Source organism: Flavobacterium sp. Arc2 (genome assembly GCF_041431385.1).
Lineage (GTDB): Bacteria > Bacteroidota > Bacteroidia > Flavobacteriales > Flavobacteriaceae > Flavobacterium.
Genome location: NZ_JASMRH010000010.1, coordinates 96,017 through 112,449, shown reverse-complemented (window position 1 = coordinate 112,449; position 16,433 = coordinate 96,017). Strand labels below are relative to the sequence as shown.

The 16,433-nt window shown below is 33.4% G+C and carries 13 protein-coding genes; 9 read left to right on the top strand and 4 right to left on the bottom strand.

Features of this window, described 5'->3' with window-relative positions; genetic code table 11:
• Window positions 1–46 precede the first annotated feature (46 nt).
• From QO182_RS08995 to QO182_RS08960, 8 genes are all read left to right on the top strand, one after another.
• Window positions 47–2,551 carry a beta-N-acetylhexosaminidase gene (locus tag QO182_RS08995; protein ID WP_371561097.1) on the top strand — a complete coding sequence of 835 codons (2,505 nt, stop codon included), beginning with the start codon at window positions 47–49 and terminating at the stop codon, window positions 2,549–2,551.
• Window positions 2,552–2,559: 8 nt separating this feature from the next.
• Window positions 2,560–3,870 (top strand): serine hydrolase domain-containing protein, encoded by a 1,311-nt coding sequence (locus tag QO182_RS08990; RefSeq protein ID WP_371540732.1) that lies wholly within the window; start codon window positions 2,560–2,562, stop codon window positions 3,868–3,870.
• Between the two features lie 407 nt (window positions 3,871–4,277).
• Window positions 4,278–6,209, top strand: coding sequence for an amino acid permease (locus QO182_RS08985; RefSeq protein WP_371561096.1), 1,932 nt, complete (start codon window positions 4,278–4,280; stop codon window positions 6,207–6,209).
• A 321-nt stretch (window positions 6,210–6,530) separates the two neighbouring features.
• The gene (locus tag QO182_RS08980) at window positions 6,531–7,001 is read left to right on the top strand and encodes a hypothetical protein (RefSeq protein ID WP_371561094.1); all 471 of its coding nucleotides are present in this window, start codon (window positions 6,531–6,533) and stop codon (window positions 6,999–7,001) included.
• A 304-nt stretch (window positions 7,002–7,305) separates the two neighbouring features.
• Window positions 7,306–7,863, top strand: coding sequence for a hypothetical protein (locus QO182_RS08975; RefSeq protein WP_371540726.1), 558 nt, complete (start codon window positions 7,306–7,308; stop codon window positions 7,861–7,863).
• Between the two features lie 332 nt (window positions 7,864–8,195).
• Window positions 8,196–8,735: a helix-turn-helix domain-containing protein gene (locus QO182_RS08970; RefSeq protein ID WP_371561092.1), complete on the top strand. Its 540-nt coding sequence runs from the start codon at window positions 8,196–8,198 to the stop codon at window positions 8,733–8,735.
• An 87-nt stretch (window positions 8,736–8,822) separates the two neighbouring features.
• Window positions 8,823–9,017, top strand: coding sequence for a hypothetical protein (locus tag QO182_RS08965; RefSeq protein WP_371561091.1), 195 nt, complete (start codon window positions 8,823–8,825; stop codon window positions 9,015–9,017).
• Window positions 8,998–9,735, top strand: coding sequence for a hypothetical protein (locus QO182_RS08960; protein WP_371561089.1), 738 nt, complete (start codon window positions 8,998–9,000; stop codon window positions 9,733–9,735). Before QO182_RS08965 ends, QO182_RS08960 begins: the two co-directional genes overlap by 20 nt.
• Before the next feature lie 472 nt (window positions 9,736–10,207).
• Here QO182_RS08960 and QO182_RS08955 read toward each other — a convergent pair whose 3' ends face one another.
• From QO182_RS08955 to gcvT, 4 genes are all read right to left on the bottom strand, one after another.
• Entirely contained in the window at window positions 10,208–11,065 is an 858-nt protein-coding gene (locus QO182_RS08955) for an EamA/RhaT family transporter (protein ID WP_371540720.1), read from the bottom strand.
• 131 nt (window positions 11,066–11,196) lie between these two features.
• The gene (locus tag QO182_RS08950; protein WP_091086573.1) at window positions 11,197–11,910 is read right to left on the bottom strand and encodes a YebC/PmpR family DNA-binding transcriptional regulator; all 714 of its coding nucleotides are present in this window, start codon (window positions 11,908–11,910) and stop codon (window positions 11,197–11,199) included.
• Window positions 11,911–12,012: 102 nt separating this feature from the next.
• The gene (locus QO182_RS08945; protein ID WP_371561087.1) at window positions 12,013–14,049 is read right to left on the bottom strand and encodes a S41 family peptidase; all 2,037 of its coding nucleotides are present in this window, start codon (window positions 14,047–14,049) and stop codon (window positions 12,013–12,015) included.
• 230 nt (window positions 14,050–14,279) lie between these two features.
• Entirely contained in the window at window positions 14,280–15,362 is a 1,083-nt protein-coding gene (gene gcvT / locus QO182_RS08940; protein WP_371540715.1) for a glycine cleavage system aminomethyltransferase GcvT, read from the bottom strand.
• A gap of 217 nt (window positions 15,363–15,579) precedes the next feature.
• On the opposite strand from gcvT, the gene QO182_RS08935 reads away from it, so the two are divergent.
• On the top strand, window positions 15,580–16,428 hold the full coding sequence (locus tag QO182_RS08935; RefSeq protein WP_371540712.1) for an NAD(P)H-hydrate dehydratase: 849 nt from the start codon (window positions 15,580–15,582) through the stop codon (window positions 16,426–16,428).
• Window positions 16,429–16,433: the final 5 nt, after the last annotated feature.

Here is a 16,433-nt window from a genome sequence, read left to right as displayed (position 1 = left end):
CATTTTTATTTACTAGAGGATTCCATTACAATTTTAAATAAATAAGATGAAAAAATATATTCTACACATAGTTATTTTCTTGATTTCTTTGAATGTAATACAAGCTCAAAAACTAGATCTGATTCCAAAACCGGTCAAGATAGAACAGCAGCCTAGATTGTTTATCATGCCAGCGCCTGTACCTCTTATTATTGATAAAAAAGTACAGAAAAGTGCCGCTTTTATAGGTGATAAATTTCTAAAAAATACTGGAATTACCCCGAAAATCTCAATTGGTAATAAACATAAAAAAAACTCAATTCAGTTCCTAGTAGATGAGAAAATGAATATCCCAAACGATGGTTATAGATTGAGTGTAACTAAAGAAGGAGTTGTCGTAAAAGGAAAATCTACAAATGGAGTCTTGAATGGTTTTCAAACGTTATTACAAATTTTTTCTGCAAAAGAGGTAAGAAGAGGAACAATTCCTTTTGTCGAAATTGAAGATTACCCTCGTTTTGAATGGCGCGGAATGATGCTTGACGTGTCAAGGCAGTTTTTTGACAAACAAACCGTTAAAAACTATATTGATTGGTTAGCAGCGCATAAGATGAATATTTTTCATTGGCACCTTACAGATGATAATGGCTGGAGAATCGAAATTAAATCAATGCCAGATTTAACTTTAAAAGGCGGTTTTAGAGGACCAGGAGAAGTTTTGTTACCTTCTTATGGTTCTGGAAATAAGCGTTATGGAGGATATTATACACAAGAAGATATAAAAGAAGTTGTTTCTTATGCTTTAGAACGGGGTGTTTCAATTATGCCAGAAATCGAAATTCCGGGGCATTCTCGTGCAGTAACAGCCTCTTATCCAGAAATAGGTTGTGTTACATCGCAGGAAACAAAAAGTGTTCAGGGCGAAGTAAAAAATGTATGGTGTGTAGGACGCGAGGAAAATTATCAAATTCTAGATTCTATAATTCGAGAATTTACAGAAATGTTTCCTTTTGAATACATTCATGTTGCAGGCGATGAGGTAAACCGCGCTACGTGGGAACAATGCCCAAAATGTCAGGCGGTGATGAAAAAAGAAGGATACACTGATACTTTTCAGCTTCAGAACTATTTTTTTAGACGTATTGAAAAAATTGTCGAAAAGTACGATAGAAAAACAGCGGGTTGGAACGAAATTATTAAGGGCGGTGAACTAAGTCCTAAAACACAGATTTTTGCATGGCAGGGAATAAGTTACGGAATAGAGTCGGTCAAAAAAGGACATCCTACAGTTATGATTCCGGGACAATACACTTATTTTGATATGGCACAATCTGAAAATGAACGAGGTCATCGCTGGGCAGCCATTACTGATACTAAAAGAGTTTATTCGTTTGAACCCATTCCTGAAAATGATTTATCATTAGAAGAACAAAAATTAATTAAAGGAGTGCAAGGTGCTTTGTGGAGTGAATACCTAGATTTGCCAGCACGATTCATGGAGTATCAGAGTTACCCGAGAATTAGTGCTTTATCTGAAATTGCTTGGTCTAAAAAAGAATCTAAAAACTGGAAAGATTTCTATGGAAGATTAACAAATAGTCATTTGCAACGATTATCTAATATGGGAATTGCTTTTAGAGATTTTCCACCAACAGCGATTTATAAAAACGGAAGCATTACCGTAACATTGCCGTATGAAGGAGCGATAGTACGCTATGATGCGCAAGGAAACGAACCTACGACTCAATCCCCTTTATATACAAACCCAATTGAAACAAAGTATTATGAAAAATACATGTTTCGTACCTTTTTTAATGAAAATACCGCAAGCCCTGCAGTAAAAGTAGAGAAACTACCAGTGGCAAATTGGACTACTTCTAAAGTTGGAATTATAAAAATTTCGGAGAATATTTCGGAGAACATAGACAAAAATGGGATTTGGTATCTCACTTTTAATCCAATAGCTGATGAAACCATGAGCGGATTTGTTAGCGAAGTTTCGCTTTTTGAAAATGATAAATTAATACAAACGTATGCTACTCAGCAGGCTTTAAAATCAAAATTCAGATTGCGTTTTTTGACTGAAAATTACAATGAAAAAAATCACTATCATTTGGATTTCATAGTCGAAAATAAAGAAGGGAAAGAATCTGCTGCTAAAGTAAATTTTGACTGTAGTCCTTATCAGGAACCAGAAGTAAAAGTGACTTCATCGATGGCCGAAAATCCAAAATTTCCATTTTCTAGATTAGAAGATTATAATTTAGAAAGCTATTTGCGTACTGACGTTCCTTGTGTTAAGGGCGACTGGATTTTATACACTTTTACTAATCCTGTTTCTTCTTCTAAAATTGATGTGCTAACAGGAATTCCGCACCACCCAAGATTTATTATTAATGATGGTTTTGTCGAATATTCCTATAATGGTGTTGATTTTATAAAAGGCGATTCCTTTGATTATGGAAACGCGTCTATCTATCCAGAACAGGCTGTAAAAGCAATTAAAATTGTCATTACTGGAACTAACAACGAACCCATTATGGCGGCACAAGATTTAAGAATTAATCCATAAATAAAAATATGAAGAAGTCAGCAATTAGAATATTCCTTGTACTATTGGTTCTTTTAGAAATGGGTTGCGGTTCATTAAAAAAATCAAAAAAACCTTTCGATACCAAGCAGAACGAAGTTTTTATTGATTCTATGATGCATAATGCACTTGAAAAAAGTTTTTTTCCGGGAGCTCAAGTTATTGTAGGTAGTAAAGATTCAATTTTCATTTCAAAAAATTACGGCTACCATGATTACTCAAAAAAAGAAGTAGTAAAAGAAGAAGATGTCTATGATTTGGCTTCTATGTCTAAAGTGTTAGGAGGGACTCTTGTAGCCATTCGTTTAGTTGGAGAAAATAAAATTAATTTAAATGATAAAGTAGGTGATGTAGTAGGGATTTATAAAAACACAGCTATAAATGATTTAACACTTTTTGAATTATTAACGCATACAACGGGACTTACTCCATCGATTACTTTTTATCAAAGTTTGTTGTCTACATCTGATGGGTTACCATTTTTAAATAGTCAAAAATCGGAGAATTATCCTGAGCTATTTGACAATATGTATGTAAATATAAATATAGTGTATGATGAGAACTATTTGTCATTCGAACCAAAAGAAAATTATATTCAGATTTATAAAAACATGTGGTTAAATCCTGAATTTTATAAAACAGTCTATGAAAAAATAGGGGCAGCCAATACTAGTCCACGAGGGAATTATTTATACAGTGACCTAAATTTGATTCTTGTAAAACAAATGATTGAGTCAAAAACGGGAATGAAACTAGATCAACTAGCAAAAGGAATTTATAGTGAATTAGGTATTTCAAACATTGGATACAATCCCTTAAAGTGGACATCTGAGAAAAATGTGATCCCTACTGAAATTGATAATTTGTTCAGAAAAGATACGATAAAAGGCTATGTTCATGATGAAGCAGCGGCGATTTTTGGCGGCGTTTCGGGGAATGCCGGATTATTTGCAAATGCGACATCCATCTCTGCTATTTGTCACATGTTGTTAAACAAAGGAAAATATCAAGGAAAACAAATTCTAAAAAAGAAGGTTGTAAAAGCATTTACAAAATCACCCTTAGTCAAAAAAGGAATTTATCGCGGACTGGGTTTTGATAAACGAAAACCAGATGCTTTTTATAAGAAAAATGATTTTGGTCATACTGGTTTTACTGGAACTTTTTTCTTTTTGAATCCTGATAATGAAAGATTCTTAATCATTCTTACTAATCGTGTCAATCCTAGTCGCACTAATAGACTAATTTATAAAGATAATTTTACTGCTAAAATTTGGAAGGAAATAAATGGCAATAATTAAATTGGCGCTATGTAAAAACCAATTCTAGTTTGTATTTTGGTTGGTTCAGTTTCTTTTGGATAAAAACACAATCTCCGCTAAGTATTTCGAATGCTTTTGAGAAATAATTAGCGCTTTTTAACTTTTAAGAGATGGGATTTGTGCCTTTTTGAAAGCTCATTTTTACAACGGAATTGTTATTGCATTTTTTTTAATTTTTATCGGCATTCTTAATTACAGGATTGACTTTTTAAATCACTGATAATTATATATTTGACTTTTTATTATTGTCTAATAAATAATAAGGGTCGTATCATTAGAATTTGAAATTGTTTTATACATTTGGTTTTTAAATAAAACTTACGTTATTACTATAATAATGGAATATTATTTACAGGATGATAGTTTTTAATGTAAAAATTTAATGCATGGCATTTTCAAGTTTATTTCGTAAGAAGACCGTTCAGGATATCTTAAAACAGATTGAAAAAAATGAAGCCGACGGCCACGCAACGCTAGGTCGTTATTTAACGGCAAGAGATTTGACCGCTTTTGGTATTGCTGCAATAGTAGGTGCGGGTATTTTTAGTACCATTGGTAAGGCTAGCTCCGATGGAGGCCCTGCTGTCATTTTCCTTTTTTTATTTACGGCTCTTGCCTGTAGTTTTGCTGCCTTTGCTTATGCAGAGTTTGCGTCTATGGTACCCGTTTCTGGAAGTGCGTATACATATTCCTATGTTGCCTTCGGAGAATTGATTGCGTGGATTATTGGGTGGGCATTAATCATGGAGTATGCCATTGGGAATATTACGGTTGCCATATCTTGGAGTGATTACTTTACAGGACTCTTAGAAAGTATGGGGATTCATCTACCGCAATGGATTCAGATGGATTATTTAACCGCATCAAACGGATTTAAAGACGCAACAGCATTAATGCAAAGCGGAAAATCATACGAGAATTTAAGTGAAGGATTAAAAGCAGCATACACCGCTTGGACTACTTCGCCAACATTAGGTGTTTTCCACTTTGTGGCCGACTTACCTGCCTTATTTATTATCATATTGATTACGGCTTTAGTATATCGTGGAATGAAAGAATCACGCAACGCCAGTAATGTGATGGTTGTCGTGAAGTTGTGTATTATCCTTCTGGTAATCTCAGTGGGGGTGTTTTATGTAGATACTGATAATTGGACTCCTTTTGCTCCTAACGGTGTGAGCGGAGTTTTGAAAGGAGTTTCGGCGGTTTTCTTTGCCTATATTGGTTTTGATGCTATCTCTACGACTGCCGAGGAATGCAAGGATCCACAGCGGGATTTACCACGTGGTATGATGTGGGCAATCATAATATGTACTATCTTATATATTGTTGTTGCGTTAGTGTTAACGGGAATGGTAAATTACACTGAGTTAAATGTGGGTGATCCTTTAGCGTTTGTATTTCATAAATTAGATTTAAAATGGATGTCTGGTATTGTTGCGGTAAGTGCCGTGATTGCGATGGCTAGTGTTTTATTGGTTTTTCAAATGGGGCAACCGCGTATTTGGATGAGTATGAGTCGTGATGGTTTATTACCAAAACGTTTCTCCAGAGTGCACCCTAAATTTAAAACACCATCCTATGCCACTGTGGTAACTGGTTTTGTAGTGGCTGTCCCGGCCTTGTTTTTAAACTTGACTATGGTTACTGACTTATGCAGCATTGGGACATTATTCGCCTTTGTATTGGTTTGTGCAGGAGTCTTGGTATTGCAAAATAAAACGGATATACCAAGAGGGAAATTTAAAACACCCTATGTAAATTCAAAATACGTTATTCCTTTTATGTTGGCAGCAGGACTATATTTTGCTTTCAATTATAATAATAAAGCAACAATGGACTTTCTTACTAATGAAACCCAAGTAAACAACGCTACTGATATTATCACTTCTCTAAATAAAGAAGAATCTAAAAAAGTGTATGATTACCTAGTGAGTATTGGAGCACAAAAAACGACTGATGCGACTTTGGATTTAGAAAATTTGTTGAGTCAGTACCAAAAAGAGGATGTTAAATACGCCGCTGTTGTGGCAGGACTACCAATAGATAATGCGCTTAAATATGAAAGTGGTCTTAGCTTGTTTAAACACAAAATCCCAATGTGGATTTTCCTTATTGTTTTGGTTGGACTTACGTTCTGGTCTTTCAGTGAAAACTTATCTTTAATTCCATTACTAGGACTAGTGAGCTGTTTGTATATGATGGCCGAACTAAGTGTTTGGAACTGGATTTATTTCACGGCCTGGTTGCTTATAGGACTAATGATTTACTTTGGCTTTAGCCGAAAAAATAGTAAACTGAATTTGAAAGAAGCATAAGAAATAGAGTAATTATAGTAAAGCCGTCTTGATTAAGTTCTAGACGGTTTTTTATGTTTGGTTGTTTTGAGAATTAAATGAGTAAAAAGGTATTTTTGAAAAAAGAATATGCGAAAAGAGCTTTGCATTTGATGTTATATTCTAGTTAGTAGCTAGTTACTACCAAAAACACGCAGAATGAAAGAAATAATAAGAAATTGACAGTTATTAGTGAAAATTGGTATTAAATAGCTAAAAAGAGTTTAAATAACTAATTAAAAAGATAAGATTAACGTAAAAATTATAGATACAAAAGTGGAAAACCCAATAACAAGTACTCAAATGAATAACAAAACAAAATTTGCTATTCTTCCAATTATAATTTGTACGGTTACGACAACATTAGCATTTGGGTTATTATATATAACTATAAATTCATCTAAAGCAGGGATTCTTATTCCTCTACTTTTATTGATATTCGTAATTTATTTTTTTTTAAATGAATTCAGAACTAAAGCTCATAAAATAGAAATCCAAAATGAAAAGATTATAGTAAAGAAATATTTTGGACTTGGAAAAAAAAAGGTTTTTAAGTTAAAGGATTTAGAAGGATTTAATGTCTTAATTCAACCAAGTAAATCAGGTTGTTATGAATATATTTTTATACTTAATGAAGGAAAACGAATTGCTTCAATTTCAGAATTTTATCATAGAAATTATATAACTATGAAATCTGCAATTGAGAAAAAAATTAAATATTTGGGACAAACCGAATATAAATTTAAAACCGAATATAAAGAGATGTTTAAATAAAAATAATAACTGCCAGCAGAAACTTGAAAAGTTTACGGCTAAATCGTATTTCCGACAAAAATAACCGGCTACTAACGGCCATTTAGCGAGATTGTGGGTTTAGTGGAATTACCGTTTCGCATCAAGTTTTCGTTAAGCCGAAAATTGAGCGGTTACGAACTATACTGTTGCTAAACATCGGTTTTGCAAGATTGCGAAATATGTGCAAAATTCACGTTTACGTTTCGCAATAAATTTTATCTTTAACGGAAAATAATCGGTTACGAATTTCCAGCCATCTCAAATTGGCAAAACGTTATAACCAATGCTAAAAAAAAACGAGGAGAATTTAATAAGAATAAATATCAATATGGACAGCAGGGACAAGATAGAACATGACCTCATTAAAGAAATAATGGAACCAAAGCAGGAATTCCATTATATAAATTCTTTAAAAGATACTGACGACAAGACACGTGAGCAACTGACACAAGAATTAGTCAATGCTTATAAAGTAATTTTTACTCAAAATGAAGAAAAAGGAAAGCGAGTAGCCGAGTTAATTATCGCTAATTTGGAGTTGGATTTTCAAACCGAAGAGAAAAAGAAACGGGCAGCCGAATTAGTAATTGCTAATATAGAACTTGCCTTTCAAAGCGCGGAGAAAGCGAAACGTGCGGCTGAATTGATAATTGCTAATAAAGAGCTAACGTATCAAAACGAAGAAAAAGAAAAACGGATTGCAGAATTAGCCAAAATAAAAAATAAATTGGAACAATTAATTTATCAATATAAGGATAGAGAACTAGATATAGTTGGATTTAAGAAGGAAATAAATGAGCTGTTTTTAAAGGCTGGCGGCGAATCAAAATATATTATTTAATTCGTAACGATACGTTGTAGCTTGACAATGACAACAGTTTGACAAGAGAAATAAAAGCACATGGCTATAACAAAGGCTATATGCAATAAGGGTTTTTGTGCTAATTTAAGCATTCTATCCCGCGCTAAATTCTGTGTAACTGGACAGGAAATTAGCCCGCAATACCGTATTGCATATAGCCTCATCCGTCAAACTGTCTAAAATCCTAAAACAAGTCTCTTAGAATTTGAGATTTTTACAAGATAGCAACCCGAATACAAAATGTAAAAACGGAGGTTATTACAGAGACTGACGTTAGCAGAAAGTTTACAAGAACCGCTAACAAAACGAAAATGGAATCAATAGTTCAATATTTAAGAGAGGAAAAAAACTTAACCCAAACTGAACTTGCCGAAAAAAGTGGACTTTCGCTAAGAACAATTCAAAGGATTGAGGCAGGTAATATCCTAAACGGATATACCTTGAGAGCTCTTGCAAGTGTCTTTGAAACGGAACCTGAAAAGCTAATTCCCTCCAAAGAAATTATAAAACTTGACAGAGCAAAATTGATTAATTTTTCTAGTCTATTTGGACTTACAATACCTTTTGGAGGAGTTGCATTTCCTTTGATTTTGACGTACAAAACAAAAGATACAAAAAATAAGGAATTAGGAAAAAGCATTGTAAGTGTTCAAGTCATTTTAGGTGTTGCACTCGCTGTTTCTCAAATCGCAAGTCCGTTTATTCAAAAAGGATTATCACTACATTTTCCACTTTTTATATTTCCACTATTGTTAATTATTTGCTTGAAATTATTGGTAGTTATTATAAACGGTATTAGTTTAAACAAAAAAAACGATTTACATAAAAATTTAAAAATCAATTATTTGTAAAATTTGTCAGTCGATTGACGTAAAATTGGCGTGTTACTTTTGCAAAAAAATATTTTCTAAAGTTGAAATTTGTAAAAAAAAAAGCAAGTGAAAATTTTAAAGAAAATTATGTTGACTTTTATGGTCGTTTTGGTTTTAGCTGTACTTGGTGGTTATATTTATTTTGACCAAAAATTTACTCCAGAAAAAAATTATTTGACAGTCGAAAATGAAAGTGGTTCTATTCCATTTGCATGGTTGTGTACAGAAAAAAAATGTGTTGTTGCTTCCCATACATTTTGAAGGCGACACAGCAACTTATTATTTGCAATTTGACACAGGTTCGCCCTACACTATTTTTTACTCAAAATCAATTAAAAATATACGTCAGATATATACAAATGAAGAAGTTGCAAAAACATCTTTTTATATTGGAAAAACAAAAATCACTTCCGATAAATTCAAAATTTATAATCTCGGAAATGACAATAATAATGACTCCCTAAAAATAATTGGGACTATTGGAGCAGACATTCTGGAAGACAGAAAAACACTCATCAATTTTAAAGAAAATTATATTGCTTTAAATTTATCAAAAGTGCCCACTCAATTTCAAAGCAAACTCTTTGATTTTAAATTCAAAAAAAGAAAAATTATCGTTAGAAGTTTATTAAATGGGAAAGAGAATAAATTTTTATTTGATTCGGGTGCAAGTGCCTATGAATTATTAACCAGCAAAGAAGTATGGGAAAACTTGAAATTACCCAACTCAAAAATAAACATCGAAAAATCACAATCGTGGGATAAAGTTTTAACTGTTTACACAGCAAACTGCAACCAAAAGATACAAATTTCCAACCACGAAATACCTTTAAATAATGTTACTTATGTAAAGGGATTTTCTCAGGCCCAATACTCAATGATGAAATTTTCTGGTATGACAGGAATGTTGGGAAACAAAATATTTTTAGACAATAGTTTGTACATTGATTGTACACAAAATAAAATGGGAATAGAATAAAAAACCTTCTGATAGCAGCCGTTTAGCAAAATTGCGAATTTTGTGGTAAGTTAATATTTGCGCTTGGAAAATAAACGGTTACGAAGCTCGCTAAGCGTCCTGCCGTTAGAATTTAGTTTCGCAAAACCAACTAAAGAATCAACAATAAAAGTTTAAAATTGATTGGAATTTAAAAATAGTAATTTATTTTTAAAAGCATTTGTAATTGCTTTTTTTTCTCATTAATTGGAACGTTATTGAAATTAAATCATGTTGAAAATTCCTCAATCATTCTAGGTATTGGAGTTATTTCAACGGTAATCTATATAATTATTGGAAGTTGCTAAGTAAATAGTTCTACTAAAATAATAAGCTCCGATAAAGTATTGTGGACCATTGGATTTGTACTATTCAGTTTATTGGGTTGGATTATCTTACTTGACAAAAAGGGAAAATATTGTTTAAAAAGAACTCCAAAGAGAAAAACAGCAGTCTAAACGTAGATTTGCGATAGCGCAATCAATACAATAGAAACTAATGCCAACGCAAGACCCACATAGTTTCGTTTACTCATTTTTTCTTTAAAAACGAGAATACCTAAAAGGCTCCCCAGAATAATAACACCCATATTCATTGCGGCAAAAACAGTTGAGGGATTTTCAGCAAAAGCTTGATGGGCTTTTAGATAGAAAAGGATATTACCAAAGTTAAAAGCACCTACCAATCCGCCGAAAAGGATGTTGATGGCGCTTAATTTTGTTTTTCGTACCATAAGATCATATAAACTGGTCACAATCATTAGCGTTAGGGCTATTGCGAAAATCACAAATAGCGAACTCGTAAATGGAAGACTAGTGTATAAGGCTATTTGTTTAAAAAGGATGTCTATAACTCCAAAACCAATTAGCACTGCAGCAGGATACATCCATTTATTGTTGGTATTGGCTGCCGGTTTAGAAAGGATTAGCAATAGGGCAGGCAGACCTATCGAAAAGGCCGTTATCTTTAATAGATTGAAATCTTCTTTAAAAATAAGCCAGGCTGCAAGTAGCGGTATGAAAAGCGAAAGCCTTTGGGCTGCATCGGTTTTTACGATTCCCATATGTTTTATAGAGGCTGCCAAAAAGATAAATATCGAAGGCATCAAAATTCCTAGTGTGATATAGATGGACCATGGTGCTGTGTGATCTATGGCATTCAAATCTGGGCTAAAAGTAAAGAAACACAATACTAAAGCAAAAAGATAATTCCAACTGACAATTTGAATAACACTGATCGTATAGTTTCGCGATAGTTTAAAAATAACACCTACAGTCACACTGCATAAAATACTTAATATAAGAAATAACATAGAATGGCAATTAGGTAATGAAAAACAGATAGTAGTTGGTTATCAGCGTTTTTTTATTTTTATAAAAATCCATTATAGAACTAAAAAAACTCCAGCATAACTGGAGTTTGATAGGTATAAGAAGAAACGAATTACGCTTCTTCCATGGTATGATATACGTTCATTACGTCATCATCTTCTTCCATTTTTTCAATCAATTTTTCTACATCAGCCATTTCAGCTTCTGTTAGTTTTGTAGTGTTTTGAGGAATTCGTTCAAAACCAGAAGAAAGGATTTCTAGATTGCGATTTTCAAGCTCTTTTTGGATAGTTCCAAAACTTGTAAAAGGCGCATAAATTAATATTCCGTCTTCATCTTCAAAAACTTCTTCGGCACCAAAATCAATTAATTCCAATTCTAACTCTTCAGGATCAAGTCCATCTGCAGGAATACGGAAGTTACAGGTATGGTCAAACATAAATTCAACAGAACCTTGTGTTCCCATAGTACCATTGCATTTGTTGAAATAACTTCTCACATTAGCAACAGTTCTATTATTATTGTCAGTAGCCGTTTCAATTAAAAGTGCAATCCCATGAGGAGCATAACCTTCAAACAAAACTTCTTTATAATTTGCAGTATCTTTATCAGTAGCTTTTTTAATAGCACGTTCTACATTTTCTTTAGGCATATTTGCAGCCTTTGAATTCTGAATAACTGCTCTTAATCGTGAATTAGCTTCAGGATTTGGTCCGCCTTCCTTAACGGCCATTACAATGTCTTTTCCAATTCTAGTAAATGCTTTAGCCATTGCTGACCAACGTTTCATTTTTCTCCCTTTTCTGAATTCAAACGCTCTTCCCATTTCTTATTTATTATATTGAACTGCAAAAATACAGTTATTCCTTATTTATACCAAAAGCCTCTTCTGTTCTTTTTATTAAATTTTGGTAATATTCCCTTTTCGTTATTTTTTGACGGAATTCAAATCATTAATTATCGCAATCGCTTCATTTAAATAATGATTTTTTTTCACATTTTTCAGTTGGAATTCATTATTTGCTTTTTCCGAAGGGTTAATACTCAGCAAATAATTATTAAGGTTTGAATTATGAATTATCAAATTGTTACTTTTTGTATCGAATGCATTAATTTCCTCCCACATCGCATTGATTTCAGATTGGTCTTTAATAACTGCAGTAAGAGTCAGTGGTCGAGGTGATTTTGGCGTGTTTACTAAATCTTCAATTTTTTCATTCAGTTTTTTTGTTTCATCGAAATAGGAATTAGCAGCGATTCTATCCGTACTTCTTTTTGCGATTTTTGCCATCGCACTATTTTTAATGAATTGCTTATAAACAATGGAAGCTGTAATACTGTCATTTTTAAAAGCAGTAGGGTTGTTGCACTCCTTAGGATATAGGACTTCATAAATTTCAGGAACTACTACATTAGGAATAATTCCAGTAGCCTGATTGCTTTTTCCGTTGATCCTATAAAATTTATTAATGCTGACTTTTACAAAGTTTTCATTATCATTAGGTTCTAATGGCATTATGGACTGCATAGTGGCTTTACCTACGGTTGTACTTCCCATCAACAGCGCCCTATTGTAGTCTTGTAATGCCGAAGCAAAAAACTCAGTCGCTGAAGCCGAATTCCCATTAACCAATAGCACTATAGGATCTTTGTAAATCATTCCCGGATAAGGATCAATTATAATGCTTTGCTCATTTTTATTATCTACTATAATGGATATAGGTCCGTTATCGATAAACATTCCTGCTAATTTTATGGCTTCTTCCATCGAGCCTCCTCCATTGTCTATCAGATCTATAATAACACCCTGAATACTGTCTTTTTGTAGTTTTAGTACTTCCAGCGCCGCGTCTTCAGAACAGCCTTTGCCGCTATTTCCTTCAAAGTCAGTATAGAAACTAGGAATTTTTACATAACCGTAGCGGCGGTTTTTATGTACAATAATAAAACTATAAACAGCATTACCTTCGTCTTTTAAGAGCTTCTTTTCTACAAGTACCTTAAAGTTTTTACCAGAGCTTCTTCTTAGGGTAAGCATGATTTTTTTATTAGTATCCGAGAGAATCATATTCGAAATAGATTCTAAAGTGGCGCAAGAAACCTGTAATGTTTCTTTTAGGTTGGAAACGGCGATGATTTGATCCCCTTTTTTTATTCCGCCAGTTTGAAAGGCAGGACCATCGGGATCTATTTTGATGATTATAATTTCATTGCGATCATTCAAGTTTACGTTCATCCCCATAGACAAATGTTCTTTTGATAAGGAAGCTACAAAATTAGATTTGGTATCGACGTTGAAGTACGCAGAGTGTGGATCGAAATAAGAGCAGAAATTATCAAATAAATTTTCTTCAAAACCGGATTCTTTTTGCAAAATCACCTTTATTTTGCAAATTTCGTTTGCTATAATTAGTTTTTTAGATGCTGATTCTACGGTGTTAAATGCTGCTGTAATAGAATCTAGATTAGTGTTCTGAGAAACAATATCATCAAGAATTTTATATTTTATGTTTTTTCTCCAGGCAGTTTCGACTTGGTCATCTTCTAGATAAAATGGAAATGCTTTTTTATAAAACCGAATCGTATCTTTAACATTATATCCAATCGTATCAGTCTTCATTTTTTCTAAAATAGCTCTGTTTCGCAATAGTCCATTTTTATAGACCGTTATAATATCAGGCAGGAAAGAACAATCGTTTCGCTGGATTAAATTATCGATATTCAATCTGTATTTAAGCGATAGGGATTCGTATTCTGATTTTAGTAAAATATTTCTGGAAGGATCGAGTGCATCAATAAAGCTATCAAAGACAAAAACAGATAAACTATCGTCAATTGGTTTTGGCTGAATATGCTTACTTTGAATAAGCGTATTAACTTTAGAAAGTAAAACACAAGTTTTAGTATCACTTTGGGCGATAAGCGAAAATGTACATAAGAAAAAGACCAGTGAAATTATTTTCATCTCCGCTTTATTAATTTCGAAAAAAGCTAAAAATTAAGCAATTTTGCTTAATTATAAAGTTACATAAAGACTTGGATTTAAGCTATTTTTTTCAGAACTATTTAAATCTAATGTTTTGCTGTAAAAAAGGAAGATATTATAAAAAAGAAACCGCTTATTCACTATTTAAAAACATACCAAAAAGCATGTAATTTAAATAGTGAATGAGCGGTTATCGAATAAATATTAATTTATTTCTTGTAGAAAGGTAATTTTACCACTTTAGCAGGAACGTCATTTTTACGAATTCTGATATAGATATCATTATCCAATACGCTATTTGCTACAGTTACATAACCCAGTCCAATTCCTTTGTTCATTGATGGTGACATTGTTCCAGAAGTTACAATCCCAATCACAGATCCGGTTCCGTCTACAATTTCATAGTCGTGTCTTGGTACCGCACGTTCTTGCATTTCAAAAGCAACGAGTTTTCTGGAGACACCTTCTTCTTTTTGCTTTTTCAGGTTTTCAGAGTTAGTGAATTCTTTGGTAAATTTAGTAATCCAGCCCAATCCTGCTTCAAGTGGAGAAGTCGTGTCGCTAATGTCATTTCCGTACAAACATAAACCCATTTCAAGACGCAACGTATCTCTTGCGGCTAATCCAATTGGTTTGATTCCGAAAGCCGCACCAGCTTCAAATACTTTGTTCCATATTTGTTCCGCATCTTCATTCTTGCAATAGATTTCAAAACCTCCAGAACCAGTGTATCCCGTTGCGGATATAATTACATTGTCAAGTCCTGCGAAATCCGCCACTTCAAAATGGTAATATTTGATAGCTGACAAATCTATTGAAGATAATGACTGCATTGCTTCAACTGCTTTTGGCCCTTGAATTGCCAATAAAGAATAGTCTTCAGATATGTTTTTCATGTCGACACCCAAATCATTTTGAGCCGAAATCCAATTCCAGTCTTTTTCAATATTCGAAGCATTTACAACTAATAAATATTCCTCCTCTTTCATCTTGTAGATTAACAAATCATCCACAACGCCGCCGTCATTGTTAGGCAAACAAGAATATTGCGCTCTACCAACAGTCAATACTGATGCATCATTTGAACTCACTTTCTGAATCAAAGCCAAAGCATTTGGTCCTGTAAGCAAGAATTCTCCCATGTGTGAAACATCAAAAACACCTACAGCATTTCTAACCGTTTCATGTTCAGCATTCACCCCTTCATATAAAATAGGCATATTGTATCCGGCAAACGGAAGCATTTTTGCTCCCAAACTTTCGTGTATGTGCGTCAGCGCAGTATTTTTCATTGTGTATGTATATAAAATTTGAAGTGGCTAATTTATTGAAAAATTATCATATTTAAGGCATCAAATATGTAAATTCAATAGTATTTAGGAGCCATTTCCACCTATCCATTGCAATCTTTTACTTTTTAAAGAAAAAAGTAAAAGGATTTTCATTACTATCTGGGCTAGGGCATTTCATTTCTCCATTAATTTTGTAATTTTAAACAAATAATTCAAAATGATGCAGCCCATATTCATAGATAAGAACGAAATCATAAAACGCTACAAACCCATTGACTCCCAAACCCACAAAGGAATTCAAGGGCACGCATTAATTATTGCAGGAAGTTATGGAAAGATTGGTGCAGCTGTATTAGCTTCAAAATCCTGCCTAAAAACAGGTTGCGGACTCGTAACGGCCTACGTTCCTGAATGTGGTTATGAGATTTTGCAAATTTCAAATCCTGAAGTAATGACACTAACGGATAAAAGTGAAAAATACATTTCGAATATGACATTCGACATAAAACCACAAGCGATTGGTATTGGTCCAGGTTTAGGACAAGAAACCGAAACGCAAAAGGCAGTTCATGATTTCCTAAAAAAGAATACAGTTCCGCTAGTAATAGATGCTGATGCATTAAATATTTTGTCAAAAAATGCAGCATGGTTTACATTATTACAACCCAAAACAATCCTAACACCGCATCCCAAAGAACTAGAACGCTTAATAGGTAAATGGAGTACGGACGAAGAAAAATTATATAAAACAATTACCTTTTCTAAACAATATAATTTGGTTATTGTGATGAAAGGGGCACCCACGCATATTATTGATGGGGGAACTGTTTATGAAAACACAACTGGAAATGCGGCTTTGGCAACTGCGGGAAGTGGCGATGTCTTAACGGGAATTATTACAAGTTTAGTAGCGCAATCCTATGAGCCAGTTGACGCTGCCATCCTGAGCGTTTATCTTCACGGACTAACGGCCGATATCGCTTTGCCAAAAACGGGCTATCAGTCCTTCATCGCTTCAGACATAATTAAATATTTAGGGAAAGCGTTTTTGAGTATTACAAAATAAAAGCC